The organism is Mesorhizobium sp. M00.F.Ca.ET.216.01.1.1 (assembly GCF_004010325.2).
GTDB lineage: Bacteria > Pseudomonadota > Alphaproteobacteria > Rhizobiales > Rhizobiaceae > Mesorhizobium.
Window position 1 is genome coordinate 1 of the sequence record NZ_SADR02000036.1, and the last position, 26,281, is coordinate 26,281.

Sequence of the window (26,281 nt, forward strand, 5' to 3'; positions counted from 1 at the left end):
TCGGCGATGTCCTCGAAATCATCGCCCGCCGCGATCGTGCCGCAGACCACCAGCAGCAGAACCTCAGACAGAGGATGCGCCACCCGCCACCCCTCCCGGTCATCCTCGATCAGGGCGAAATGGTCCAGCAACAGCCGCAGACGCGGCTTCTCGGCAGTCTCAGGCATGGCGGTGCTCTCCGAATCAACGCCACCAACAGAATCAGAACCGTCGCAATCCCGAAACCGCCGTTAACCCGAGTTCAATGCCGTGTATCGGGCATGCTTGCGGTTGACACGGGCAAGGCTCCTCGTTTATGAGCCACGCACAAGTTCAAAGGCGCGCTTTTTCGAGCGCGCCTTAATAATTCGGCCCGCGACCGGGCCCTGACCGACGGGCAAGACCATGAAGATCAAGAATTCGCTCAAGGCGCTGAAGGCGCGTCACCGCGACAACCAGCTGGTTCGCCGCAAGGGCCGCATCTACATCATCAACAAGACCGCCCCGCGCTACAAGGCGCGCCAGGGTTGAATGCGCAGGGGCCCATGTCCCCCGCATGATGGCTTGCCGGCCCTTTCACGCTAAATTCAGTTTGACGATCCGCCGTCCGGGATTAGATTCCGGTGATGCGGATTCTTTTTGCATTTTTCGCAACCATTTTCCTGTCCAGCGCTGTCTTGCCAGCATGGGCGGACGATCCGGTCGCGCCTCCGGTTGCCGCGACGAAACAGGCCCGGCTCGATCAGTTGTTCGCCGACCTGAAGCGCGAGCGCAATGAAAAGGCCGCCGAGCGCATCGCCGGGAGCATCGGGAACGAATGGCTCCAATCCGGCAGCGCCTCGATCGATCTGATGATGCAATGGTCGCAAAAGGCAGCCGAAGACCAGAAGTTCGACGTGGCACTCGATTTCCTCGATCAGGTGGTGACCTTGCAGCCAGCCTATGCCGAAGGCTGGAACCGGCGCGCGACCGTGCATTTCATGATGAAGAACTACGGGAAGTCGATGTCGGACATCGACCATACGCTACGGCTCGAACCTCGCCATTTCGGCGCGCTTTCGGGCCTGGCGCAGATCATGGCCGAGACCGGCCACAAGCAGTCGGCACTCGAAGCCTGGCAGCGTGTGCTCAGCATCTATCCGATGATGCGCAGCGCCCAGGATCAGGTCGCCACACTTTCGGAAGAGCTTGCCGGCGAAGGCATCTGATTGCCCGGTCGACGGGCAGCTCCGCTAGACTTACGATTTTCAAGGTCATGCGCTAGGGTGAGAACTAATTTCGCTCCGGTCCGTACCTCCACTGCATGAACCTGGTCTATGCCGCCCTCGCCTTCTTCATGGCGCTTGTGTTCACTCTTGCCGGTGTCACTCGCGCCGGTTCGTGGCTGATCGAGCGCCGCAATCCGCCGATCGGCGACTTCGCCGACATCGATGGCGCCCGCATCCATTATGTCCATGTCCCAGTGCCGGCCAATGCCGACCTGCCGCCGGTTGTCTTCATCCACGGCGCCAGCGCCAATCTCAGGGATCAGATGCTGCCGCTGAGGCCGCTGCTCGAAGGCCGCGCCGAGATGCTGTTCTTCGACCGGCCGGGCTTCGGCTGGTCCGGGCGCGGCCCCGGCAACAACGAAACCCCGTCGGCTCAGGCCAACACCATAGCGGTGCTGATGGACCGTCTCGGCATCAAGAAAGCCATCATCGTCGGCCATTCCTTTGGCGGCGCGATAACCACCGCCTTTGGTCGTGAGCATCCCGACAAGACGCTCGGCCTCGTCTTCATCTCGCCTGTTAGCCACCCTTGGCCGGGCGGCGCGACCGCCTGGTACTATAATTTGACGACCATTCCGGTCGTCGGCTGGCTGTTCTCCGAAACGCTGAGCTATCCGGCGGGAACTCTGCGGATGACCGCCGCCACCGGGTGCGTCTTTGCCCCCAACACGGTGCCTGACAGCTATGTCGGCGAGGCCTCCATCCCGCTGGTGCTCCGCCCCGGCGCCTTCCGCGCCAATGCCACCGATGTCGCCGGGCTTTATCGCTATGCGCTCGGCGCTGCGCCGCATTATCGTGACATCAAGGCGCCGACCGTGATTATCTCCGGCGATCGCGACAAGGTTGTCTACGCAACGGTCCATTCGCTCGGTCTTGTCCGCGACATTCCCGGCGCCGAGCTGGTCTGGGTCCACAATCTCGGCCATAAGCCGGACTGGATCGCGCCCGATCTCGTCATCGGCGCGATCGGCAAGGTTGCCGGCAACGACGTGGATCTGCAGGCGATGGCGAAGACGGTGGAAGCGCGGATCGCCGATGACATCCAAGGCGCGGGCAAATGCGCCGACCTGAAGGTACCGGAGGCTGAGCTCGCGCCGATTTGAGCGACTTCATTCGAAGCGGCGGCCGAGTTGCTCGAGGCTCAATCGCGCTCCGGCCTCGTTGTCTTCTGCCCGCAGGCCTTGCGGCAGGTTCTCGAACAGAAGCGTGACTTCCGTTCCACCGGGCACCTCCTCGAACGTCGCCGTCATCGTCATCTCGCCCAGCAAGGCCGGATCGTCGGTGACGAAGTCGATGGCTTCGACGATCCGGTGCGGCGGCGTCAATTCGACGAAGCGCACCTTGACCATGTCCTCCTTGTCGGAGGTCTTGCCACGGAATACGCGCTCGTCGGGCGGATAGAACAGCGACATCCGATATCCGCCGCCGACCCGCGCATCGAACGCGTGGATGAAGCCCGTCATCTCGGCCGGCGGCAGCCAGGCGACGAGCGCGGCCGGATCCGTGAAGGCCGCATAAAGCTCCTCGGGCCGCGCCTTGATCACCCTCGACGTGCGGGTCCAGCTGCCTGTATGATTTTCGCTCATGAGACGGCTCTCCCGTCGCAATCGACAGCTGCATTCGGTCGCGCTACGTCGAACAGGGCTCCGCTGCTGCGCGTTCGGCCGCGCCGATGAACCGGCTCAGCGGCTGGCCTGCACGTCCGATCCGATATAGGCGATGCGCAGCATGTTCGTCGACCCCGGCGTCCTCAGCGGCACGCCGGCCGTGATGATGACGCGGTCGCCTGGCTTGCCGAACCCCTCGTCGAGAGCGATGCGGCAGGCACGATCGACCATATCGTCGAGATCGATGGCGTCGGGAGAAACGACGCAATGCGTGCCCCACAACAGCGACAGCCGCCGCGCCGTGTTGACGATCGGCGACAGCGCCACGATCGGCACTTGTGGGCGCTCGCGCGCAGCGCGCAGGCCGGTCGTGCCGGATGCCGTATAGGTGATGATCGCAGACAGTTTCAGCGTCTCGGCGATTTCGCGGGCGGCAAGCGAAATGGCGTCGGCGCCGGTCGCCTCCGGCTCCGAGCGCTGCGCATTGATGATGCCGGCATAGTTCGGATCGGTTTCCACCTTGGTGGCGATCCGGTTCATCATCGCCACCGCTTCAACCGGGTAGGCACCGGCTGCGGACTCCGCAGAAAGCATGATGGCGTCGGCGCCTTCGAACACGGCGATCGACACGTCCGATACCTCGGCGCGGGTCGGCACCGGCGCGGTGATCATCGATTCCAGCATCTGCGTGGCGACCACCACCGGCTTGCCGGCACGCCGCGCGGCGCGGGTGATCTGCTTCTGGATGCCGGGCACGGCTTCGAGCGGCATCTCGACGCCGAGATCGCCGCGGGCAACCATCAGAGCGTCCGAGAGCTCGATGATTTCGGCCAGCCGGGACACGGCCTGCGGCTTTTCGATCTTGGCCATGATCAGCGCCCGGCCGCGTGCGATCTTGCGTGCTTCCGCCAGATCCTCAGGCCGCTGCACGAACGACAGCGCCACCCAGTCGACGCCGGTGGCCAATACCGCATCAAGATCCTTGCGGTCCTTTTCGGTGAGTGCCCCGACCGGCAGGTCGGTGTCGGGCAGGCTGACGCCCTTCTTGTCGGAAATGCTGGTGCCGGCGACGACGGTGCAGACGATCGCCTTGCCGTTGCTCTTCACCGCCTTCAGCTCGAGCTTGCCGTCGTCGATCAAAAGACGGTCACCGGGCTCGACCGAGCTCAGGATTTCCGGATGCGGCAGGTAGACCCTGGTCGAGTTGCCGGGCTCCGGATTGTTGTCGAGCGTGAAGGCTTGGCCGACGGTCAGCACTTCCTTGCCGTTGGCGAACTTGCCGACGCGCAGCTTGGGCCCTTGCAGGTCGGCGAGGATGCCGATCGGCCGGCCGACCGCTTGCTCGACGGTGCGGATGCGGCTGACAAGTGTGCGCATCAGCTCGTGATCCGTATGGCTCATATTGATGCGGAACACGTCGGCGCCGGCTTCGAAAAGCTTCTTCAGCATCTCCTCGGACGAGGAAGCCGGACCGATGGTAGCGAGGATCTTGACCTTGCGGTTACGTCTCATTGACTGCTTGTTCCCGGGGCGGCTGGAGCGCCTCCCGTTGCGGGCTCATCGGTCAGCTGGACCATCCAGCTCGCCTGTTCACCCGTGTCATATTCCTGGAATCCGGCGCGCTGAAAGCCTCGGGCGACGCAATCGGTCACGCCGGCGATCTTGAACTCTTTTTCGGCCACGCACATGTTGATCGGGCCATCCCAGCGCCCGCCGCGCTCGGCGTCTTCTGCATAGAGATAGTAAAACCTTGATGACAGCGGTCCTTCGATCAGCGTTTTGCAGCTAGAGCCTTCGATGTGCCACCAGCCCTCGGTGATCCAGCCGGCCTTGGCGCGGTAGCCGATGCCGACGCCGACCAGGTTCTGCGTGGCGTTGCAGACGCGGAAGTCGGCGCGGGCGGGCGAGGCCGCGACCACCGACAAACCTGCGATCAGGATCAGGAGCGGCATGGCGAAGGCATAGCGCATGCGCGGCCTGCCGGCGGAACCCATCCTGAAACCCCTTAAGAACCACATTTGCATCTCTCAACGCCCCTTTTGGGAAAAGTCCGGGCGCATGTCAACGCGCCGTTCTGTCCAATTCCAATCGATTTAGGAAGGCCCCGGCGCGCGTTCTGTCGCCTCGGGCCGGATTTTCGCAGAAACCGTGGCCAAACAACGGCATTGCGCAAGTTTCCTCTTCGTGGAATGACGATACCACCCTCCCCGGAAGCCAGCGAACCGACCATTTTCAGCCAATGACCCGATCCACAGTTTTCGCGCCTTTCGATATCGTCGAAGGCGACCGCAGGCGAGGCATCGTGCTTCTGGCCGATCACGCCCGCCGCGATCTGCCTGAGGAGTATGGCAGCCTCGGCCTGCCGGCGGCGGAATTCGACCGCCACATCGCCTATGATATCGGCGTCGAGACGGTGACGCGCGAACTGGCGGCGATGCTCGGGGTGCCGGCGGTGGTCGCCAATTTTTCGCGGCTGCTGATCGACGCCAACCGCGGCGAGGACGACCCGACACTGATTCGCCAGCTCTATGACGGCACCATCGTGCCGGGAAACTATCCTATTGCCTCGGAGGAGCGCGAGAAGCGCCTCGACCGCTTCTACCGGCCCTATCATGACGCGGTCGACGCCATGATCGCCTCGGTGGCGCATGCTTCCGGGCACGCGCCTTTTATCTTGTCGGTGCATTCCTTCACGCCGGTCATGCAGGGGTTTGTGCGACCGTGGCACGTCGGCATATTGTGGGACCTGGACGACCGGGTGGCGCGGCCGCTGATCGACATGCTGGCGGCCGACAAGAATCTCGTCGTCGGCGACAACGAACCTTATGACGGCGCGCTGCGCGGCGATACCATGTTCAGGCACGCCATCGTCAACGGCTTTGCCCATGCGCTGGTCGAAATTCGCCAGGATCTGATCGCAGACCGGAAGGGCGCGCTCGACTGGGCCGAGCGGCTGGAGCCGATCGTTGACGCGATCAACCACCGTCCCGATATACATGTGGTGAAGATCTTCGGCTCGCGCACCGGGCCGCTATGACGGAGGCCGAACAATGACCGAACTCAGCGACGAGCAAAAGCGCGATTTCGAAGCCGCCGCCTTCCGCCGGCTAGTGACGCTTCTGCGCGAGCGCAGCGACGTGCAGAACATCGACCTGATGAACCTTGCCGGCTTCTGCCGCAACTGCCTGTCGAACTGGTATCGCGATGCCGCGGAGGCCGAGGGTGTCGCGCTTTCCAAGGACCAGTCGCGGGAAATCATCTACGGCATGCCTTATGCCGAATGGCAGGCACTCAACCAGACCGAAGCGTCGGACGCCAAGAAGGCGGAATTCGAGGCAAGGCGGCCCCGGGATCACTAGCGGATCCGATCAGCCTATGCCTGGCCCAAGCACTTTCGGGCGAGAGCGCTTGACTGAAAATTGAATCGATCTAATTTGCCGCGCGGCGCCATTTTCGGGACCGATTCTACTCAATGGACGCGCGAAACGTCATGCAGACCGCCATTCGCGGGCGATGGGCCGTCGCCGGTATCTTCCTCGCCAACGGCTTCCTGACCGGCAGCTGGGCGCCGCAGATTCCGGTGTTCCTGACCCGGCTCGACATTTCCAAATTCACCCTAGGTCTTTTGATCCTACTGTTCGGCGCTGGCGCCGTCACCGCCATGACCTGGTGCGGCCATCTGATCTCCAGGCACGGTTCGCGCACCGTGCTGCGCTGGTTCGGCCTCGCCGGCAGCTTCGGCCTGCTGGTCGTGGCGCTGGCCCCCAATGTGCCGCTGGCGGCCATCGCCATGTTCATCTTCGGCGGCTCGATCGGCGGCATGGATGTCGCCATGAACGCCAATGCGGTCGCGGTGGAGCGGCGCTTGTCGCGCGCCATCATGTCGTCCTCGCACGGCTTCTGGAGTCTCGGCGGCTTCGCCGGCGGCGCTCTCGGTGGCTTCGCCATCCAGAATTACGGTCACCTCGCCCATGCCACGGTGGTGACGGCTCTCGCCTTTGCGGTGATCGCGGTGGCAGTCCGCTACCTGATCGCCGAGGGCAAGCCGCAGGTGGCCGAGCACCACAAATTCTCACTGCCGGCAAACCCGGTGGTCTATCTGGTCGGACTGATGGCGTTGTTGACGATGATTTCCGAAGGCGCTGTGCTCGACTGGGCGGCGCTCTACCTGCGACAGGAGCTTGGCGCCGACCTTGCCGTCGCCGGTCTGGCCTACGCCGCCTTTTCCGGCGTCATGGCCGTCATGCGTTTCTTCGGCGACGGGGTTCGCAACCGCTTCGGCGCAGTGATGACGCTGCGCGCCTCGGCTCTTGTCGCCGCAGCAGGCATGCTGGTGGCCGGCCTGTCGCCCTCGCCCTGGCTCGCCATCGCGGCTTTTGCCTTTTGCGGTTTCGGCATCGCCAATATGGTGCCAATCATCTTTTCCGCCGGCGGCAACCAGGAAGGTATGTCGTCCGGCACCGGCATGAGCGTGGTCACCACAATGGGTTACTCCGGCATCCTGGTGGCGCCGTCTGCGATCGGCTTCATCGCCGAGCACTCAAGCTTCGGCCCAATCTTCGTCGCTCTGTCGGGGCTGCTGGTCATCGTGCTGTTGATGGCCGGGCTCGCTCACCGCGCCGAATTCGCTCCCGACGCAGCACCGGCCGAATAGCGCTTCAGCTCCTCGTAGAGGAAATCCGCCACCCGACGGATGCGCACACTGGTGCGCACGTCGCGGTGCATGGCCAGCCACACCGGCAGCACCGGCAGCTTGAGATCCGGCAGCACGGTCTCCACCAGCGGATCACGGTCGGCCAGCGGCTCCTGGCCGAAGCCGATGCCGTTTCCCGCCCGCACCGCTTCCCACACGACGATCTGGTTGTCGGCCCGGAAGCGGAAGGCATTACGGGTCAGCGAAACGCCGAACTGGGCAAAGCCGCGAATGATCTCGTCGCTGCGGTCGAAGCCGATCAGATCGTGGTCGATAAGATCGCCGGGCCGGTGCGGGCGGCCACGCCGATCGAGGTAGGATCTTGCTGCGCAAGCGCGGAGCGGAATGTCGGTGACCTTGCGCGCCACCAGCTCGTTCTGTGCCGGCTTGACCATGCGGATGGCGATGTCGGCATCGCGGCGCAAAAGGTTCTCGACTTGGTTCGATGCGACGATCTCGACCTCGATGCCGGGTTCCTCGACGCCCAGCCTGGCCGTCATCTGCGGCAGCACATAGGCCGCCACCACTTCACTGGCGGCAATGCGCACCGTGCCCTCGATTGCCTCGACCGAACCCAGCGCCAGCAGCGAGAAGGCGCTGGCCTGCTCGCTCACCGCCCGGCCGCGTTCATAAAGCGTGCTGCCGGCCTCGGTCAGCGCATAGCCACGCCGTCCGCGCCGGAACAGCGTGACGCCAAGCACCTGCTCCAGCTCGGCGATATGGCGGCCGAGCGTCGGCTGGCTTGCGGCCAGCTTGCGCGCGGCAGCCGACAGGCTGCCGGTTTCCGCCACGGTGACAAAACTCTTGATCAGGTTCCAGTCAATGTCTGCCATTCAAAATTGAATAACAGATTGCCGATTTCAGTCAATTTCCATTCGTCTGCGATCCGATCATATTCTGGTCGTAACGCAAACACGGAGACGAAAAATGACCAAGATCGCAATTCTGGGCGCCAATGGCCGGCTCGGCCGTGTGGTAGCCAAGGCCTTCATCGACGCCGGCTACGACGTCCGCACCATCACCCGCAACGGCAAGGTGCCGGCGGAGCTCAAGGGCGCTATCGCCGTTGCCGGTGACGCGCTCGACCGCGATGCGCTGATCCGCGCCACGCAAGATGTGGACATCATCTTCAACGGCCTCAGCCCGCTCTACACCGACTGGAGCAAATGCCTGCCGATGGCCGGAAATGTCATGGCCGCCTGCAGAGCGAACGGCGCGCTGCATCTCTTCCCCGGCACCATCTATAATTACGGCTCGCCGACGCCCGTCGTGATCACCGAGGATACGCCCTTTCACCCAACGACGGAAAAAGGCCGCATCCGCGTCGCCATGGAAGACCTCTTTCGCCGCGAGGCCGATGCCGACCGTGTGCGCACCATCATTTTGCGGGCCGGCGATTTCTTTGGCGGCACCGGCAGCGGATCGTGGTTCGATCTGGTCGTCGCCGCCAAGATGAACAAGGGCGTCTATACCGCACCCGGACCGGCCGAGCTCCTGCATGAATGGACCTACCTGCCGGACTTCGCCAAGGCCTTCGTCGGACTGGCTGAGAATCTCGACAAGCTAGGCACCTACGAGGCACTGAACTTTCCCGGCCATGCCGTCACCGATATGGAGATCAAGGCGGCTGCCGAGAAGGCACTCGGACGCACGCTGAAGCTGACCTCGATGCCGTGGTGGGTGTTGCGCGCCGGCAGCCCGTTTGTGGCGATGTGGCGCGAGATCGTCTCGATGTCCTATCTCCGCTTCGAGCCGCACCGGCTTGTTTCCGCCCGGCTTGAAGGCGTCATCGGCACGATCCCGCATACGCCGTTGGACAAGGCTGTCGCCGACGCCCTGAACGACATCGGTATCTCGACCGTTGTCGCACCCAGCAGCCGGAAGGCGGCCTGACAGAACCTGATTAAGAAAGGCAGCGGGCGTCCGATGGGCGCTCGCTGTTTTTGCATTGCATAGATTGGGTCAGATCCTGCCCATCAACACCAGCACCAGCAGCACGACCAGGATGACGCCGACGATACCGGAAGGGCCATAGCCCCACGCGCGCGAATGCGGCCATGCCGGCACCGCGCCGATCAGGATGAGGATCAGAATGATGACGAGAATGGTGCTTAGCGTCATGAAAGATCCCCGCTATGAGGTGCTCCTATACCAGCACAATGCAGAAGGCCGCCCGGTTGTTCCCAGACGGCCTCTTTGCGCGTTCCACTGGACGCACGGTGCTCCAAGCAAAGTCAATCTATTCGGCCGCCTTCGGGAAGGCAATCGCCGGTTCGGCGTCCAGAGCCGGTGCCGGAGCCTCCGACGAGACCTTGCCGCGCCGCAACAGCCGGCTGAGCCAGCCGCGCCGTGCGCCGGCCTTGACCTTGGCTCGGGTGAAGACCATCAGCATCGACGGCGTCACCACCAGTGTCAGCACGGTTGCGAAGGACAGGCCGAAGACGATCGCCGAGGACAGCGAAATCCACCATTGTGTCGACGGCGCGTTGATCGTCGTCTCGTGATGGAAGATTTCGAGGCCGAGGCCGAAGGCGATCGGCAGCACACCGAGGATCGCCGACACTGCCGTCAGCACTACGGGACGGGCGCGTTCGCGGCAGGTCTGCAGAACTGCCTCGACCTTGTCCCAGCCCTCTTCGCGCAGCCGGTCATAGGTATCAATCAGCACGATGTTGTTGTTCACCACCACGCCGGCCAGCGCGATGACGCCGATGCCGGACATGACGATGCCGAATGCCTCGCCTGTCAGCAGAAGCCCCAGGAACACGCCGATCGTCGCCATGACCACGCAGGACAGCACCAGCCAGACGCTGGTGAACTTGTTGAACTGCGCCAGGAGCACAAGGAAGATCAGGAAGATCGCCGCGCCGAAAGCCTTGCTGAGGAAGGCGCTGGCCTCGGCGCTGTCCTCGTTCGAACCGGCCAGCTTCCAGCGTATGCCACTGCCCAGATCCATGTCGGCGACAGCCTGGGTGACCTGCTGCTGGACAGCCGCGACCTGGGCGCCGGCGGCGACGTTGGCCTGGACGACCACTGTGCGCGCGCCGTCGATGCGGTTGAGGATGCCGACCGTCGGCTCGGGCTTGCGCACGACGAAGTTCGAGATCGGCACCGAGCCTTGCGAGGTCTGCACCCGGAGTTCGTCGAGCGTCGACAGCGTCCGCCGGTTCTCGGGCAGGCGCAGCCTGATGTCGACGGCATCGTCGGCGCCGGCGGGTCGGTATTCGCTGAGCTTCAGCCCGTTCGTCACCAGTTGCACAACGGTTCCGACCGAGGTCGGGCTGATGCCGTATTGTGCCGCCTTGGCGCGATCGACCTCGAGTGCCCAGTCGACGCCGGGCGGCGGCAGGCCGTCGGAAATGTCGATGACACCCGGCACCTCGGCAATCCGAGCTGCCACTGCGCGGGCCTTGTCGTCGAGGCCTTTGGGATCGACGGCCGAAAGCCTGATCTGGATCGGCTTGCCGGTGGGCGGGCCGGCTTCCGGCACGCGGACCTCGACATCGACGCCGGGAATGCCGGCCATGACGCCGCGCAATTGGTCGAGGATCTGGTTCGCCGACTTGCGTTCGCGCCAATCGACGAACTCGTACTGGATCACGCCGACCACGTCTTCCGGGATATCCTGGCCGCCGCCTTGCGTCTTGCCGACGCGGGTATAGACCGATTTCACGCCCGGCCAGCCGAGAAGCCGGTCTTCCGCCGCCTTCGTGGCAAGGTCCATTTCGGCGAGCGAAAGGTTGCCGCGGGCGTGCACGTAAAGCAGGCCGTAGTCCGGCTCGACATTCGGGAAGAACTCGACTCCAGCGCCGAATTTTGAATAGGCGTAGCCGACGCCGAACAGCAGCGCGACGGTGAGCACAAGCACGGTGACCGGAAACCGCACCGCCTGCTTGACCACGGCCATGTACCAGCCGTCGCGATTGTCATCCTCGTGGTGAGGCGGCGCCTTGGCGAAAATGGCGCCCAGCGTCGGCGCAAAGACCAGCGCGTAGAGCATCGAGGCCGAGAGCGTGACGATCAGCGTTATCGGCATGTATTTCATGAAGTCGCCGATGATGCCTGGCCAAAACAGCAGCGGCGAAAAGGCAGCGATGCGCGTCATCGTCGCGGCGATGACCGGGCCGGCCATGCGCCTGGCGGCCAGCGCGAAAGCTTCCTCCTTCGGCATGCCTTCGCTCATCCGCCGTTCGGCGAATTCGGTGACGATGATGGCGTCGTCGACCAGCATGCCGACCGCCAGGATGAGGCTGAACAGCACGATCATGTTGATCGTGTAGCCCATCATCGCCAGCAGCAGGATGCCGATCAGGAAGGACGACGGGATGGCCAGTCCGATCAGCAGCGATGCACGGCCCGACAGCGCGTAGAGAATGACGATGAACACCAGGATGACGGCGATCATGACATGGTTCTGCAGATCGCCGAGCAGCTGGTTGACGAACACCGACTTGTCCTGCGTGTAGGTGACGTGCATGCCTTCCGGCATGGACTTGACGAAGGCGTCGGACACCTCCCTGACCTTGGAGATGGTGTCGATGAGGTTGGAGCCGATGCGCTTCTTCACCTCGATGGCGATCGCCGGCTTGCCGTCGAGGCGGGTCACCGTCTCGGCGTCCTTGAAGGTGGAGCGAATGGTGGCGATGTCCTTGGCCTGCACCACGGCATTGGGCGTGGCGACGATCGGCAGGCTGGCAACGTCCTCCGGCGTCTCGATCAGAGACGGCACCTTGACGGCATATTTGCCTTCCGAGCCTTCGATGTTGCCGGCAGCGACGAGGCTATTGGAGGCGGCGACGCCCTGCATCATCTGGTCAAGCTGCAGCCCATAGGACGACAGCTTCATCGGGTCGACAACGACTTCGACGAGGTCGTCGCGGGCACCTTGCAGCGAGCCTTCCAGCACACCAGGCACTTCCTCGATCCGGTCGCGCAATTCGCGCGCCGCCGCCGTCAGCACGCGCTCGGGCACTTCACCCGACAGCGTCACCACTAGGACAGGAAATTCGGAGACGTTGACCTCGGTGACGGTCGGCTCCTCGGCCGCCTGCGGCAGGTCGGCCTTGCCGTCCTGCACCTTGCTGCGCGTGTCCTGCAGCGCCGTCGCCAGGTTCGTCTGTGGCTGGAACTCGACCAGCACGTAGCCGCCGCCCTGGAAGGCGGCCGAACGCATTTCCTTGAGGCCTTTCAGGCTTTTCAGCTTGGCTTCCATCGGCCGCAGCAGAAGGCGCTCCGAATCCTCCGGCGAAATGCCTTGATAGACCAGGCTGACATACATCATCGGGATCGGAACGTCGGGTTCCGCTTCCTTCGGTGTCGACTGATAGGCGACCGCACCCGCAAGGATGAGGAAGACCAGGACCGAAATGGTCAGGCGGGCGTTGTGGATTGCAAGTCTGACGATATCCATGACTGATGCCTGCTGTTAACCTCGGGGCTGCACAGCAGCCGATTTCCGTCACTCAAGGGATATCCCCTCCACAAGCCGGGCTATTGCGTCCCGGCCGTTGCTTCGTCCAACAACTTCTTGATCGTCGCCTGGTCGGCTTCGACCGGGTTGACCACTTCGCCTTCCTTCACCAGCTCCTGGCCAGCGACGATGACGCGCGCGTCGGCCGGGATGCCGCCAAGCACCAGGCCCGTCGGCGTGTCGTCGACCAGGTCGATCGGGAAGAACACGACCTTCTTGTCCTTGTCGACGGCGCGGATGCCGAGATCTCCCTTGTCGCCGAGCGTCACCACTGAGCGCGGCAGCATGACGGCGTCGGTCGGCAGTGCGCTGAGTGCGATTTCCGCCGTCATGCCGGCCGGGATGGTGCCCTCCGGATTGGGGATCGCGACCTCGACGCGGAAGGTGCGGGTCATGGATGACGCGTCGCGGCTGATGTAGCGCACGGTGCCCTTGACCGTCTGGTCATTGACCAGGCGCACATTGGCCTCGTCGCCGATCTTGATGTAGCGCAGGTCGCGCTCGCTGACTTCACCCCTGGCGATCACCGGGTCGAGGCTGAGGATGGTTGCCACCTCGCCGCCCTGCATCACGGAGCTGCCGAGTTCCACCGGCACCCGGTCGATGACGCCGTCGAAGGGCGCCTTGACTTCGTTGCGGTCAAGCTCGGCTTGCGCCGTCTCCAACAGGGACTGCGCCGAGGTCAAATTCGAGCGTGCGGTATCGAGCTGCAGCTTGGGCAGGTTGCCGGTCCGCGCCAGCCGCTGTGCGGCATCCAGCTCGGCCTGGCGCTGAACCAGGAGCTGCTTGGCGTTGCTGACAGCCGAAAGCTTTTCCTCGGCGGCAAGCATCAGCACGAGATCGCCGGTCTTGACGTGCTGTCCCTGCTTGACCGGCAGCTTGTCGATGACGCCGGCGACGCGTGTCGCCAGGACCGCGCGCTTGTCGGCTTCGGTCAGCCCGGAAATACGGATGGCGCGGGCAAAGGTGCGCCGCGGCGGCGCCACCACCGCGACGGTACGCGGGGTTGCCTTGGGCTGCTCGGCTTCGGCAGGCTTTGGCTTGCCGGCGTCAGCCGTTTTGGGCTGCTCGGCTGCCTTCGCCTTGCTGTCGGCGGATGCACTGCCGACGGACGAGAACACGCCTGTTCCAATCCAGGCGGCGAACCCGATAAGCACAACCACGGCTGCAAGCTTGTGAAACTTGAATTTCGGCATCGTCGTTTTCCACTGCGCGGGGTTCGGCCAGGCCGCGTCTTCTACTCGGGCGCGTCGCCGATATGGGTGCGCGCTAGGCCGTGCTCAAATTGCCGTGATCGGCGAAGCGCGCTTGTACATCAAAGTTGCATCGCAATATAGTCAGAAAAGTTGATAGGTTATTGCGTTGCTGGACAAGATATCCCTGCCGCCATCCACCTCTCGATTACCTGATACGCCTCCGGCGCCAGCTCACGGTCCGCTCCTGGCGCCCAGCCCAGCCGACCAGCCGGTCGTCGCGGACATGCAGCGCGACATCTTGCAAGCAGCGACCGCCCGCGGGCGGCTCCTTGATCTGGACGCAGATTTCCGTCGGGGATTTGTCGAACCAGGTCATCTCCGACGGCACAAGGCGCCGGTTCTCGGCGCCGGGTGGCCCATCTATTGCATTGCAATTGCTGGATAAATTGCAAGGCGTGCAGCGCAGGCCCGGATTGCCTAAGCCAGCCGTCCGCGCCGCGCTGGACGTTGAAGTCATGAACGCGCGTGCCACCGCAATGCGCGCCGGACCAGCGGCCGGCGTCCGCGACATGACAGCCGGCGCAGCAAGGATGCGAGAGCACCGCATAAACCCTGTCCAATTCGGCCAGACCTCTGCGGCCTCGACCGCCACCGGCGCCGGCGCCCGGCTTTCTTGTGCGGTTGCGAAAGGCCTAGCCGAAACCAGAATGGCAGCAGGCGTCAGCATGATAAGAAATTTTTTCTCAATAGGGTCGTCGTGATCAAAAATTTTTTCACGCGAAGGCCACTCCTTTGGACAACGGCAGCGTCCGGATGCGTTTGCCGGTAAGCGCGAAGACGGCATTGGCGAGCGCTGGTGCCGCCGGTGGCGTACCGATCTCGCCGACGCCGCCCATCTTGTGGAAATTCTCCAGGATGGCGACTTCGAAGGTTGGGCATTGGAAAATGCGCATGGCATCGTAGTCATGGAAGTTGGACTGTTCGACCATGCCGTCGGCAAAAGTGATTTCCTGCGCAACCGCCGCAGACAGACCATAGATGGCGGCGGAGATGAGCTGTGCTTCGATGATATCAGGATCGAGCGCGGTGCCGACATCGGCGGCAATCCACACCTTCTCAATGCGGATTCCGGCAGGCGTGTCCGCCACCTGGACGATCTCGCCGACCCAACTGCCGAAGCAGAGCGTAAAGGCCATGCCCTTCGCCTTGCCGGCGGGCAGCGCCTCGCCCCATTTCGCCATCGCGGCAACTTTCTCGACCACCTTCACCGCCGCCGGATAGGCTGCCATCAGCATCTTGCGCAATTCGACCGGATCGGTTTTTCCAGCCACGGCGATCTCGTCCAGGAAGCCCTCGTGGAAGAAGCTGTTGATCGAGCTGCCCACTGATCGCCAGGAGCCGACAGGAATGGAGACGGTGGCCGCAATGCCGCTCACCCGGTAGTTTGGGATGGTGTAGGGCTGGTCGTAAGCCCCGTCGACGATGGTCTTGTCCGGGCCGAGCGGCGATATCGAGGGAAATAGCCGGCGCAAGGTGCCGGCGATCACCGACGGCGAAGCGATCTTCATGTCGACGGCGACCGGCAGCCCATCGTCGCCGAGCCGAGCCTGAAACTTGCCGACGGCAGCCGGCCGGTAAGCGTCGTGGCGCATGTCCTCCTCGCGCGTCCACGTCACCTTGACCGGGCGCCCGCCCGCTTGCTTCGCCATCAGCGCGGCACAGAGCGCATAGTCCATCTCGACGCGGCGGCCGAAACCGCCGCCCATGAAGGTGGTGTGAACCGTGACCTTGTCCTGTTCGATGCCGACCGCATTGGCGCAGAGCTGCCGCACCAGGGTCGGCGCCTGGTTGCCGCACCAGATATCGAGCGCCCCGTTCTTCAGCTGCGCCGTGGCATTCATCGGCTCCATCGTCGCATGCGCCAGGTAAGGCACGGCATAGTCCGCCTCGACTATTCTTTCGCGCGGTGCATCGGCGAAGGCCGTATCGACATCGCCATCGTCGCGCATCGCCGAACCTTTGGCGCCAAGCGCCTGCTTCAGCACCTCTGCAATGGCGGCGCTGTCCAGTGGATATTCGGGATCGGCCCATTTGGCGTCGATCGCTTCCGCCGCCTTGAACGCCGCCCAGGTGTTTTCCGCGATGATGCCGAAGCCATGGCCGTAATTCGTTTCGATCGACACGATCTTGATTACGCCCGGCATCTTTTCGGCCTTGGAGAGATCCGCCGTGACCGGCCTGGCCCAGAAGCGCGGGCTCATCTTCACCGTGCCGTACAGCATGTCCGGCAGCCTGACATCGATGCCGAAGATCGGTGCTCCGGTGACCTTGGCCAGCATGTCGATGCGCTTTTGCGATTTTCCCAGCAGCTTCCAGTCGGCTTTGTCCTTGAGCCTGACTTCCGCAGGCGGCGCCATCGCGGCAGCGGCCGCGGCGACCGCTCCATAGGTCAGCGATTTGCCCGACGCCTTGTGCAGGATCGAGCCGTTGGCCGTTTCCAGCTCGGCGGCGGCGACGCCGAGCTTCTGCGCCGCCGCCGCAATCAGCATCTGCCGCGCAGCGGCACCGGCCTGCCGCATCTTGTCGAAACCGTCGCGCGTCGAGGCGGAGCCGCCGGTGGCCTGCAAAGCGAGGAATTTCCCGATCACGCCCATTCCGGCGCGCACGGCTTCAGCCGTCATGCTTTCGTCGAAAAAGGCAAACGGGCCACCCTCTTCCAGGATCGCTGCGTTGTAATAGGCGTAGGAGGCCGGCCCGTGTTCGACCTTGACCTGGTCGAGGTCGACATCGAGCTCTTCGGCGACCATGGCGGCAAGCGTCGTCGAGATGCCCTGCCCCATCTCGGCGCGCGGCGCGACAATGGTGATGGTGTTGTCGGCGCCAATCTTGACATAGGGGTTGAAGGTCGCTTCGCCCTTGGCGAGATCGCCCTCCAGCGGATTCGGAAAAGGCTTGCGATAGTAATAATAGCCGACGGCTACACCGCCCGCGATGGCAGCCGCACCGATGAGAAACGTGCGGCGGGCGATCTTTCCCACACTGGCCATGATCAGAGCCCCGCCGTCTTGAGCACGGCAGCTCGTTTAATGGCTGTCCGGATCTTCGGATAGGTGCCGCAACGGCAGAGATTGCCGCCCATGGCGTCGTCGATGTCGGCATCGCTCGGGGCGGCAACCTCTTCAAGCAGCGCCACCGCGCTCATGATCTGGCCGGCCTGGCAGTAGCCGCATTGCGCGACCTGTTCCTCCAGCCATGCCTGCTGCACCGGGTGCAGCTTGCCGTCGATGCCGATGCCTTCGATTGTGGTGACCGCACCGGTGACCTGGCCGACCGGAAGCGAGCAGGAGCGAACGGCCTGGCCGTCGACATTCACCGTGCAGGCGCCGCAGGCAGCGATGCCGCAGCCGAACTTCGGCCCTGTCTTGCCCATGAGATCGCGCAGCGCCCAAAGCAGCGGCATTTCGGGATCGGCATTGATGTCGAATTGCTGGCCGTCGACGGTGAGGCGCATGGGGTACCCTTGTTGATCCCGGCGGCGAAACAGCCCCCATTGGGCTAGCTCGTCCCCTTACATCTTGACAAATTACGTCATTTTGTCAATAGAGCTTTTGCAGGATAAAGTTGCACCATGATCGAGATCGAGGACATCGCCGCCGACCCAAAACGTGCCCGCATTCTGGAGGGCGCGATGAAGGTGTTTCTGGCCTATGGTTTTGCCCGCACCACCATGGACGACATTGCCCGCGCCGCCGAAATGTCGCGGCCGGCGCTTTATCTCCTGTTCAAGAACAAGACCGACATTTTCCGCGCCATCGCCCTGATGCTGCTTGGCCGCTCGGTCGAGCAGGCGAAAACGGAACTCGAAAGCAAGGGCGCTTTCGCCGAACGCATGATGCGCGCAGTCGACGCCGCACTGATTTCGATGATGGGCGTCGTCCATGCCTCGCCGCACGGCGCCGAGCTGCTCGATATGAAGTCGAGCGTCGCCGACCTCGTCGGCCGCTGGCGTGGCGGTCTTGTCGAACACATCGCCAAGGCGGTGGAGAGCGAAGCCAGGCAGAACGGCGTCGATCTTGCCGCCAAGGGCCTGTCAGCGCGGCTGCTCGCCGACATGCTGCTCGACGGGCTGGAAGGCATGAAGACGCGTATCAGTGATCCGAGCGAGCAGCGTCAGGCGGCGGCAGCGCTGATCCGGGTGATTGATCTCGCGCTAAGTGCTGAATGAGGTACGGCATGGCAGGATCTGTTGAGATTCGGGTCAGGCCGAGTCGAGAACGGTGGGTTCCGAGAACCGGAACGGAGCGTACTTTTGGGTACGTGAGTACTGGAAGCGCAGGAAACCGCCGTTCGCAGGCCGGCATCACCCGAATATCAACAGATCCTAAGCCTGACGGCGCGCTGACTCGGGCTTCTTGCGCGCTGCAAGAAATTCCTTGACCCGCCGGCCCGGCGCCGGACCGCGCATCGGCTTGAAGCCGTCGTCGAGTTCGCCGGAGAGATCGAGCGTCGGCCGTTCACCGACGGCGTCGTAATTCTCCTCCAGCCAGTCGCTGGCCGCGGTGCGGCCGAGGTCGCGCAGATAGGTCAGGAACGCCCATTCTGCATTGACCTTGGACGATGCCGACAGGTCCTTGAATGCCTCGTCGGCATCGATGCGGTGCATGCGGATGTCGCGGTATTCGCCATGCGGCAACCGGCCGGCAGCGATCAGTTCCTTGACGAAGGCGATCGAACGGAACTCGCGCAGCAGCCCGGCATTGAAGGTGATCTCGTCGATGCGGTTCTGGATCTCGTTGGCACTCTTCGGCGTCCCTTCGCGAACCACCGGATTGATCTGTACCAAAAGCACGTCCTCGGTCGCCGCCGTCTTGAAGAACGGGAACAGTGCCGGATTGCCGCCATAGCCGCCATCCCAGTAGGGCACGCCCTTGATATCGACGGCGCGAAACAGCTGCGGCAGACAGGCTGAGGCCATCACCGTGTCGAGGTCGATCTCGCCGTCCGAGAAGACGCGCAACTGTCCGGTCTCGACATTGGTCGCGGAGATGAACAGCTCCATCGACTTGCAGGCGCGTACATTGCCGAAATTGATCTCCTGTTCGACTACGTCGCGCAGCGGGTTGAGGCCGAGCGGATTGGCGACATAGGGCGAAAACACCCGCGACATGGTGTCGAAGAAAAAATAGCCCGGCGTGTTCTCGATCGACCAGTTGCCCCAGGCGACATCCCACGGCATGCGCTGCACCGGGCTGAACCGGCCCTTGAGCGCCACCGCGTGCCAGAAGTCGTCGAGTTTGCGCCGCGCGCCTTCGACACCGCCGCGGACGAACCCATCGGCCAGCGCCACCGCGTTCATGGCGCCGGCGCTGGTGCCGGAAACCGCCGTGATGTCGAGCCGTCCGTCCTCCAGCAGCCGGTCGAGCACGCCCCAGGAAAAGGCGCCGTGCGAGCCGCCGCCCTGCAGCGCGATGTTGATCTTCTTGATCTCCTCCGCCTTGCCGTTTTTCGTCATGGCGAATTCCTTCGATGTTGGGGGATTGCGGCAGAAGCTACGCCCGCCGCCGAGCCGTCCCCTGTTCGCGAGAGAAAAGAACCGAGCGCGGTCGAGCTAGATGCGCGTTGAATGATGGCGGTCTCCGGCCTCACTCGGCGGTCCAGCCGCCATCGACCGAAATATGCGTGCCGTTGACTTGCGCGGCCGCATCCGAACACAGGAACACCGCCGCGGCGGCAATCTGCTCAACCGTGACGAACTCCTTGGTCGGCTGCTTTTCCAGCATGACCTCGCGGATCACCGTCTCGCGGTCCATCTTGTTGGCCTTCATCTGGTCGGGGATCTGCGCCTCGACCAGCGGCGTCAGCACATAGCCGGGGCAGATGGCGTTGCAGGTGATCTTGTCGCGCGCCAGTTCAAGCGCCACCGTCTTGGTCAGCCCCATGATGCCGTGCTTGGCCGAGACATAGGCCGACTTGAACGGCGAGGCGACAAGGCCGTGGGCCGAGGCGATGTTGACGATCCTGCCGCCGCCGGCCTCTCTCATCAGCGGGATGGCGGCAGCGATGGTATGGAAGGCCGACGACAGGTTGATGGCGATGATCGCGTCCCACTTCTCGATCGGGAATGTTTCCACCGGCGCGACATGCTGGATGCCGGCATTGTTAACCAGGATATCGACCGAGCCAAATGTCTCGGCGGCCTTCGCCACCAGCGCCCGGCACTCGGCCGGCTTCGACATGTCGGCCTTGATGTAGGCGGTCTTCACCTTGTGGTGCTTCGCGATCGCATCGGCAACTGCATGGTCGTCGGCCGTGTCGGAAAAGGAATTGACGACGACGTTGTGGCCTTCAGCGGCAAGTGCGTGGGCGATGGCCAGACCGATGCCCGAGGTGGAACCGGTGACGATGGCTGTCTTTGTGCTGGGCAAGGCGAAATCCTTCAGTGCTGCTCTGACGGGACATGTTGCACTGCAGCATATATGTCTTATGCGGCGCAAGAAACAGCGATGCGGCTTGCCGGCGACATGAAATTTTTGTCATGAACGGCCGCCTTCTCAGGTTCGCCGAGAGGAAGAGGCCGAACCGGTGTGGACAGCCAAGGGCCGGCGTTGTCCGTCATACGGCTCTTTGGATGCTGCTCCGCCCGTACAACGGGCGGAGCAAGGGCGGTTTCAGGCGACAAGGTCCCGCATCGGCCCGACATAGCGCGACTGCGGGCGGATCAGCCGGCCGGCCGTCTGCTGCTCGCGCGCATGGGCGATCCAGCCGGCCACGCGGCCGGTGGCAAAGACGTTGGTGAACGCATCCTTGGGAAAGCCCGCCGCCTCCAGCAGAAGCGCGGTGTAGAACTCGACATTGGTCTGGATCGAGCGCGACGGCTTGGCGGCCCGAAGCACGTCGAGCGCCGTCTGCTCCACTCGTTCGGCGAAGGCGAGCCGCCGGCCGGTTCCGTCCTCGCTGCCGAACTGTCTTACGACCGCTTTCAGCACGTCGGCGCGCGGATCGCGCACGCGGTAGATGCGATGGCCAAACCCCATGATGCGCTCGCCGCGCGCGATTTCATCGCGCAGCCAGCCGGCCGCATCGCCATGCGCCCTCGATCGCGTCCAGCATCTCGATCACCGGGCCGGGCGACCGCCATGCAGCGAGCCCTTGAGCGCACCGAGCCCGGCCAGCACGGCCGAGGTCAGGCCGGCCTGCGTCGAGGCTACCACGCGCGTTGCGAAGGTCGATGCGTTGAGGCCATGGTCGCGCACCATCAGCGATCCCGGGCCCTCGTCGCGTGCTCCTGGGATTGCGCTTTAGATGGAATGGTCATCTGGCTCATGAAAAGACGCAGAGCCCTCTGCACGGCGAGAGATGGCGGCTCGGACGGATGCCACTCCGGAAAATGACCATCAATCGCCATGCGTGCCAACCCATAAACAAACGCACGCGCGGCGAGCACCAGATGATCGAAGTCGGTGTTCGGAGCAAGCCGACCCTGTTGTTGGGCTTGGGTCAGCAGGTCAATCATCTTCCGGCGAATGGCTTCATTCTGATCACGAAGACTTTCCGACGCATCAAAATCGATCAGCGTCCGGGAACTGATGATCTGGAAATGCGTGGGATTGGTAATCGCCCATTCCAGATAACCTTGTCCGATTGCTTCAAAAGCCGCGACGGGATCTGCGCTGTCGACTTTTGACTGTGCATTGGCAACGGCCTCTGTCAGCCGGTTCATGGCCTGTTCGGCGACTGCGGTCAGCAGTGCTGTTTTCGATCGAAAATGCCGGAATGGCGCACCGGGCGAAACGCCGGCACGCTTTGCGGCCTCGCGTACAGACACATGCTCTGCTCCGCGTTCCTCGATGATCTCCACGGTTGCAGTGATCAAGGCCTCGACCAGATTGCCGTGATGATAACGCTTGGTGTTGCCGGCTTCGCCGGAATCAGTGGTCTTGGTCATGCCTCCCAATAGCACGAGGCCAAAATGTAATCACTGATTATTTTCCTTGCGCCTGAGCGATTTAAATGTAATCAACGATTACACATCAACGGAGATTACCATGCTTCGCATCATCGCAACGACTGCCCTCGCTTTCTCCTTATTGTCGCTCGGATCAGCCCAGGCGGGGGATCGGCCCATCCTGGAAATCGTCTGGCCGACGGCCGGTTCCGTCATCGAACTCGGCGACGATTCCGAGAAGGCGATAGGCGTCGTCGTTAGGAGCAACTACAAGCTGCTCCCCGCGGGTGAATGCGGCGACGTCAGCCAATGCGGCCATCTGCATATGAAGATCGATCCCGCCGGAGACAGCTGCAACATCCCCGGCAAGCCGTACAACAGCATGAATAGCGATTTTGGCGGTGACCTTATCAAGGCTCGCTTTGGCCATTGCCCGGATGCCGCCAGCAAACACGTGATCGGCGTCCTCCTTGCCGATGATTATCACCAGCCCATTCTTGTGGACGGCAAACCTGTTACCGCTCTGGTGACCGTGACGACGAAGTAGGCCGATAAGACTGCTGTGCCGGAAAGGGAGGGGTATATAGCCGGGTTATGTAGCCGGGATCGATCGTCGACAGACGTCTCTGTCAACAGGGAGCAAGCAGCGAAATGGCACTGTCGGTCCTCGCCTTCAATCTTTTTCGCTGCATTGATATTGATCTGAGGCCAATGGCGAAATAGGCGGGGGCGGGATGGTATCTCTGCCTCATTCAAGGCAGAGACGTTTTGACACGGCCTGCTGGGAGAGGTTTCGGCCAGCCTTCGTCCAGTCGGTGATCACGACATGGTGTCGAGCTTGCGCTGCATGGCGGCGATCTGTTCCTTCAGCTCCTGAAGGTCATCGGTTTTTTCCGGCGCTTCCTTCCTGGCCGGCTCACTTGGAGCCGCCGCCGAGTTGTTGCCGGCAGGCGGGAAGGGCGTGAACAGCCGCATGGCGTTCTGGAACATTTCCATGTTGCGGCGCGTCTGCTCTTCCAGTGCCTTGATCGGCGTGGTCATCTTCATCATGTCGATCGGCGACTTGCCGAATGCGCCCTTCATCTGCTCGCGGAAGCGTTCCTGCTCCTTGGCGAAGGCGATCATCGACTGTTCGAGGAAGCTCGGCACGATCATCTGCATCTGGTCGCCGTAGAAGGCAATCAGCTGGCGCAGGAACGGGATCGGCAACATGTTTTGCCCATCCTTGTTCTCTAGCTCGAAGATGATCTGGGTGAGCACCGGATGCGTGATGTCGTCGCCTGTCTTGGCATCCTGGACGGTGAACTCCTCGCCCTTCTTGACCATGTCGGCAAGGTCTTCGAGCGTCACATAGGTGCTGGTTCCGGTGTTGTAGAGGCGGCGATTGGCATATTTCTTGATGATGATCGGGTCGTCTTTTGCGGCCATCAGTATCCTCCCGGGACACCGGCGCGCTTGAGGTAAGCAGCCGGGAACGATTGTGCCTTTTTGAGGATATGCGAAAAAGTGTCACAATTCCAAGTGGTTTGTGCAGTGCGGGATCAATTAATGCTGCACGGCAGGCGGAATATGCTGCGCAGCAAAGGCCGAGCTGCCACGATGGCAGCGAGTGGCCCGCTTGCAGTGCATGGCCGGGATGTCCATTTCCGGTTTGACTTGGATCATGGAAAGGGCAAGAAAAGTCCCTGACCATAACCCTAAAACCTCGACAACCCCGAAGCCTGGAGAAGAAAATGTCCGCTGCCATCGTTGTCGCAAGCGCGGCGCGTACACCCGTCGGTTCCTTCAACGGTGCCTTTGCCGCCACCCCGGCGCATGAGCTCGGCGCCGTCGTCATCAAAGAACTATTGTCGCGTGCCGGTGTCGAGCCGGCCGAGGTCGACGAGGTTATCCTCGGCCAGGTGCTGACCGCCGCTCAGGGCCAGAACCCTGCCCGTCAGGCATCGATCAATGCTGGCCTGCCAAAGGAAACCACCGCCTGGGGCCTCAACCAGGTCTGCGGCTCGGGCCTGCGCGCTATCGCGCTCGGCATGCAGCAGATCGCCACTGGCGATGCCAGGGTGATCGTCGCCGGCGGGCAGGAATCGATGTCGCTGTCACCGCACGCTCAACACCTGCGTGCCGGCGTCAAGATGGGCGACTACAAGATGATCGACACCATGATCAAGGACGGCCTGTGGGATGCCTTCAACGGCTACCACATGGGCAACACCGCCGAAAACGTCGCCCGCCAATTCCAGATTACCCGAGAGGACCAGGACCGGTTCGCATTGGCCTCCCAGAACAAGGCCGAGGCTGCCCAGAAGGCCGGCAGGTTCAAGGACGAGATTGTTGCCGTCACCGTTAAGGGCAGGAAGGAGGATACGATCGTCGATCAGGACGAGTACATCCGCCACGGCGCCACGATCGACGCCATGACCAAGCTGAAACCGGCCTTCGACAAGGACGGCACGGTGACCGCCGCCAACGCCTCCGGCCTCAATGACGGCGCCGCCGGCGTGGTGCTGATGACCGAAGCGGACGCCGCAAGGCGCGGCATCATGCCCTTGGTGCGCATCGCTTCCTGGGCGACCGCCGGCGTCGATCCGCAGATCATGGGCACCGGGCCTATTCCTGCCTCGCGCAAGGCGCTGGCGAAAGCGGGCTGGTCGGCTGGCGATCTCGACCTAGTCGAGGCCAACGAGGCCTTCGCCGCCCAGGCCTGCGCCGTCAACAAGGACATGGGCTGGGATCCGTCCATCGTCAATGTCAATGGCGGCGCCATCGCTATCGGCCATCCGATCGGCGCCTCCGGTGCCCGTATCTTCAACACGCTGGTCTACGAGATGAGGCGCCGCGGCGCCAGGAAAGGCCTCGCGACGCTTTGTATCGGCGGCGGCATGGGCGTCGCAATGTGCGTGGAAGCGATGTAGCGGTAGAGATATCCGGGCGGCGCAAGCCGCCCGCTCTATCCAGTGCATGAAAAGCCCGAAAACAGGGCTATATCAAAAAAGGGGAAACGGATGAGCAAGGTTGCAATCGTCACCGGTGGGTCGCGCGGCATCGGTGCCGCGATATCGATCGCGTTGAAGAATGCCGGCTATTCGGTTGCCGCGAATTACGCCGGCAATGATGAAGCGGCACAGAAGTTTAGGGCGGAGACCGGCATACCGGTCTACAAATGGTCGGTCGCCGACTACGACGCCTGCGCCGCCGGCATCAAGCAGATCGAGGCCGACCTCGGCCCGGTTTCCGTGCTGGTCAACAATGCCGGCATCACCCGCGACGCCATGTTCCACAAGATGACGCGCGAGCAGTGGAAAGAGGTCCTCGATACCAACCTGTCCGGCGTCTTCAACATGACGCACCCGCTGTGGGGCGGCATGCGCGACCGCAAATTCGGCCGTGTCATCACCATCTCCTCGATCAACGGCCAGAAGGGCCAGACCGGCCAGGTCAATTATTCGGCCTCGAAGGCCGGCGACATCGGCTTCACCAAGGCGCTCGCGCAGGAGGGTGCGCGGGCCGGCATCACCGTCAACGTCATCTGCCCCGGCTACATCGCCACCGAAATGGTCAGGGCGATCGACGAGAAGGTGCTGAACGAGCGCATTATCCCGCAAATCCCCGTCGGCCGCCTCGGCGAGCCGGAAGAGGTTGCGCGCTGCGTCGTCTTCCTCGCTTCCGACGATGCCGGCTTCATCACCGGCTCGACGATCACCGCCAATGGCGGCCAGTATATTGCCTGAAGCTTCATCAGCAGCCTGGAGACGAGGCGCTGTAACGGACAAGCACCAAGGCAAAGGGGCGGGAGCCGGTCCGTTTTTTCATTTGTAAGCTCGTTACGGCGGGCTCCAGTGCGACGCACTGCCCCAATCCGGCACGCAAAGGTTAACGGCGGCTGCGCAGCTTGTGCGAAATTTGTTCCCCAACCTGTGGATTCTCGGTGGAAAACCTGTTCACAACACAACATGTTGGGGTGAACAAATCGGGAAAGTTTAGCTATCGCTGATTCGTCGCCGATTCGTTCCGGCTTTGGCCAGAACGTTAACGGCAAAGGCCGAAACCAACGCCCAAATTATTAACGCCCGTTAAGAAAAGTCAATAATTTCATAAGCTTGGACGACGTCGGGCCGGCGGCGAC

At 62.9% G+C, this 26,281-nt stretch carries 25 protein-coding genes and 1 pseudogene; 11 read left to right on the forward strand and 15 right to left on the reverse strand.

The features are described 5' to 3' along the window. On the reverse strand, window positions 1-167 hold a 167-nt coding region (locus EN859_RS31485; RefSeq protein ID WP_135913561.1), incomplete at its 3' end, for a transposase family protein. Between the two features lie 217 nt (window positions 168-384). On the opposite strand from EN859_RS31485, the gene ykgO reads away from it, so the two are divergent. The 3 genes from ykgO (at window position 385) to EN859_RS31500 (ending at window position 2,350) form a co-directional block, all read left to right on the forward strand. Further along, a complete protein-coding gene (gene ykgO, locus EN859_RS31490; protein WP_006203764.1) occupies window positions 385-510 on the forward strand; it encodes a type B 50S ribosomal protein L36 in 126 nt (41 codons plus the stop codon). Window positions 511-605: 95 nt separating this feature from the next. Further along, window positions 606-1,187: a hypothetical protein gene (locus EN859_RS31495; RefSeq protein WP_127856501.1), complete on the forward strand. Its 582-nt coding sequence runs from the start codon at window positions 606-608 to the stop codon at window positions 1,185-1,187. A 95-nt stretch (window positions 1,188-1,282) separates the two neighbouring features. After that, window positions 1,283-2,350, forward strand: a complete 1,068-nt coding sequence (locus tag EN859_RS31500; RefSeq protein WP_127856502.1) for an alpha/beta hydrolase — start codon at window positions 1,283-1,285, stop codon at window positions 2,348-2,350. A 6-nt stretch (window positions 2,351-2,356) separates the two neighbouring features. Here the strand turns inward: EN859_RS31500 and EN859_RS31505 are convergent, their stop codons facing one another. From EN859_RS31505 to EN859_RS31515, 3 genes are all read right to left on the reverse strand, one after another. Next, on the reverse strand, window positions 2,357-2,791 hold the full coding sequence (locus tag EN859_RS31505; protein ID WP_245525803.1) for an SRPBCC domain-containing protein: 435 nt from the start codon (window positions 2,789-2,791) through the stop codon (window positions 2,357-2,359). Between the two features lie 138 nt (window positions 2,792-2,929). Then, complete coding sequence (gene pyk / locus EN859_RS31510) at window positions 2,930-4,366, reverse strand: pyruvate kinase (RefSeq protein WP_127856504.1); 1,437 nt, start codon at window positions 4,364-4,366, stop codon at window positions 2,930-2,932. After that, window positions 4,363-4,824 carry a DUF1036 domain-containing protein gene (locus EN859_RS31515; protein WP_189502364.1) on the reverse strand — a complete coding sequence of 154 codons (462 nt, stop codon included), beginning with the start codon at window positions 4,822-4,824 and terminating at the stop codon, window positions 4,363-4,365. Before EN859_RS31515 ends, pyk begins: the two co-directional genes overlap by 4 nt. Window positions 4,825-5,093: 269 nt before the next feature. Here EN859_RS31515 and EN859_RS31520 point away from each other — a divergent pair, with 269 nt between their 5' ends. The 3 genes from EN859_RS31520 (at window position 5,094) to EN859_RS31530 (ending at window position 7,508) form a co-directional block, all read left to right on the forward strand. Next, entirely contained in the window at window positions 5,094-5,891 is a 798-nt protein-coding gene (locus tag EN859_RS31520) for an N-formylglutamate amidohydrolase (protein ID WP_127856506.1), read from the forward strand. Between the two features lie 13 nt (window positions 5,892-5,904). Beyond that, window positions 5,905-6,213, forward strand: a complete 309-nt coding sequence (locus tag EN859_RS31525) for a DUF1244 domain-containing protein (protein WP_127856507.1) — start codon at window positions 5,905-5,907, stop codon at window positions 6,211-6,213. 113 nt (window positions 6,214-6,326) lie between these two features. Then, window positions 6,327-7,508: an MFS transporter gene (locus EN859_RS31530; protein WP_127856508.1), complete on the forward strand. Its 1,182-nt coding sequence runs from the start codon at window positions 6,327-6,329 to the stop codon at window positions 7,506-7,508. Here EN859_RS31530 and EN859_RS31535 read toward each other — a convergent pair. After that, on the reverse strand, window positions 7,466-8,380 hold the full coding sequence (locus tag EN859_RS31535; RefSeq protein WP_127856509.1) for a LysR family transcriptional regulator: 915 nt from the start codon (window positions 8,378-8,380) through the stop codon (window positions 7,466-7,468). The two genes, EN859_RS31530 and EN859_RS31535, sit on opposite strands and share 43 nt — an antisense overlap. Window positions 8,381-8,474: 94 nt before the next feature. Here EN859_RS31535 and EN859_RS31540 point away from each other — a divergent pair, with 94 nt between their 5' ends. Continuing rightward, window positions 8,475-9,440 carry an SDR family oxidoreductase gene (locus EN859_RS31540; protein WP_127856510.1) on the forward strand — a complete coding sequence of 322 codons (966 nt, stop codon included), beginning with the start codon at window positions 8,475-8,477 and terminating at the stop codon, window positions 9,438-9,440. A 69-nt stretch (window positions 9,441-9,509) separates the two neighbouring features. On the opposite strand, the gene EN859_RS31545 is transcribed toward EN859_RS31540, so the two are convergent. The 5 genes from EN859_RS31545 to EN859_RS31570 all read right to left on the reverse strand — a co-directional run bounded on the left by EN859_RS31545 (window position 9,510) and on the right by EN859_RS31570 (window position 17,724). Then, window positions 9,510-9,668 (reverse strand): DUF3309 family protein, encoded by a 159-nt coding sequence (locus EN859_RS31545; protein WP_127856511.1) that lies wholly within the window; start codon window positions 9,666-9,668, stop codon window positions 9,510-9,512. A gap of 118 nt (window positions 9,669-9,786) precedes the next feature. Next, window positions 9,787-12,957: an efflux RND transporter permease subunit gene (locus EN859_RS31550; RefSeq protein ID WP_127856512.1), complete on the reverse strand. Its 3,171-nt coding sequence runs from the start codon at window positions 12,955-12,957 to the stop codon at window positions 9,787-9,789. Between the two features lie 80 nt (window positions 12,958-13,037). Continuing rightward, window positions 13,038-14,213: an efflux RND transporter periplasmic adaptor subunit gene (locus EN859_RS31555; protein ID WP_127856513.1), complete on the reverse strand. Its 1,176-nt coding sequence runs from the start codon at window positions 14,211-14,213 to the stop codon at window positions 13,038-13,040. A 773-nt stretch (window positions 14,214-14,986) separates the two neighbouring features. Next, the gene (locus EN859_RS31565) at window positions 14,987-17,260 is read right to left on the reverse strand and encodes a xanthine dehydrogenase family protein molybdopterin-binding subunit (protein WP_127856514.1); all 2,274 of its coding nucleotides are present in this window, start codon (window positions 17,258-17,260) and stop codon (window positions 14,987-14,989) included. A gap of 2 nt (window positions 17,261-17,262) precedes the next feature. Further along, window positions 17,263-17,724, reverse strand: coding sequence for a (2Fe-2S)-binding protein (locus tag EN859_RS31570; protein ID WP_127856515.1), 462 nt, complete (start codon window positions 17,722-17,724; stop codon window positions 17,263-17,265). A 117-nt stretch (window positions 17,725-17,841) separates the two neighbouring features. Between EN859_RS31570 and EN859_RS31575 the strand changes: the two genes are divergently transcribed. Beyond that, window positions 17,842-18,438, forward strand: a complete 597-nt coding sequence (locus EN859_RS31575) for a TetR/AcrR family transcriptional regulator (protein ID WP_127856516.1) — start codon at window positions 17,842-17,844, stop codon at window positions 18,436-18,438. Between the two features lie 156 nt (window positions 18,439-18,594). On the opposite strand, the gene EN859_RS31585 is transcribed toward EN859_RS31575, so the two are convergent. The 4 genes and pseudogenes from EN859_RS31585 to EN859_RS31600 form a co-directional block, all read right to left on the reverse strand. Next, the gene (locus EN859_RS31585; RefSeq protein WP_127856518.1) at window positions 18,595-19,725 is read right to left on the reverse strand and encodes a patatin-like phospholipase family protein; all 1,131 of its coding nucleotides are present in this window, start codon (window positions 19,723-19,725) and stop codon (window positions 18,595-18,597) included. 130 nt (window positions 19,726-19,855) lie between these two features. Continuing rightward, window positions 19,856-20,638: a 3-hydroxybutyrate dehydrogenase gene (locus tag EN859_RS31590; protein ID WP_127856519.1), complete on the reverse strand. Its 783-nt coding sequence runs from the start codon at window positions 20,636-20,638 to the stop codon at window positions 19,856-19,858. Window positions 20,639-20,881: 243 nt separating this feature from the next. Beyond that, a pseudogene (locus EN859_RS31595) lies at window positions 20,882-21,469 on the reverse strand (citrate/2-methylcitrate synthase). Next, entirely contained in the window at window positions 21,469-22,158 is a 690-nt protein-coding gene (locus EN859_RS31600; protein WP_127856520.1) for a TetR/AcrR family transcriptional regulator, read from the reverse strand. Before EN859_RS31600 ends, EN859_RS31595 begins: the two are co-directional and overlap by 1 nt. 100 nt (window positions 22,159-22,258) lie before the next feature. On the opposite strand from EN859_RS31600, the gene EN859_RS31605 reads away from it, so the two are divergent. After that, the gene (locus EN859_RS31605) at window positions 22,259-22,705 is read left to right on the forward strand and encodes a hypothetical protein (protein WP_127856521.1); all 447 of its coding nucleotides are present in this window, start codon (window positions 22,259-22,261) and stop codon (window positions 22,703-22,705) included. 272 nt (window positions 22,706-22,977) lie between these two features. On the opposite strand, the gene phaR is transcribed toward EN859_RS31605, so the two are convergent. After that, window positions 22,978-23,586: a polyhydroxyalkanoate synthesis repressor PhaR gene (phaR, locus tag EN859_RS31610; protein WP_127856522.1), complete on the reverse strand. Its 609-nt coding sequence runs from the start codon at window positions 23,584-23,586 to the stop codon at window positions 22,978-22,980. A 305-nt stretch (window positions 23,587-23,891) separates the two neighbouring features. On the opposite strand from phaR, the gene EN859_RS31615 reads away from it, so the two are divergent. Beyond that, a complete protein-coding gene (locus tag EN859_RS31615; RefSeq protein ID WP_127856523.1) occupies window positions 23,892-25,070 on the forward strand; it encodes an acetyl-CoA C-acetyltransferase in 1,179 nt (392 codons plus the stop codon). A 90-nt stretch (window positions 25,071-25,160) separates the two neighbouring features. Continuing rightward, complete coding sequence (phbB, locus tag EN859_RS31620) at window positions 25,161-25,886, forward strand: acetoacetyl-CoA reductase (protein WP_127856524.1); 726 nt, start codon at window positions 25,161-25,163, stop codon at window positions 25,884-25,886. Window positions 25,887-26,281: the final 395 nt, after the last annotated feature.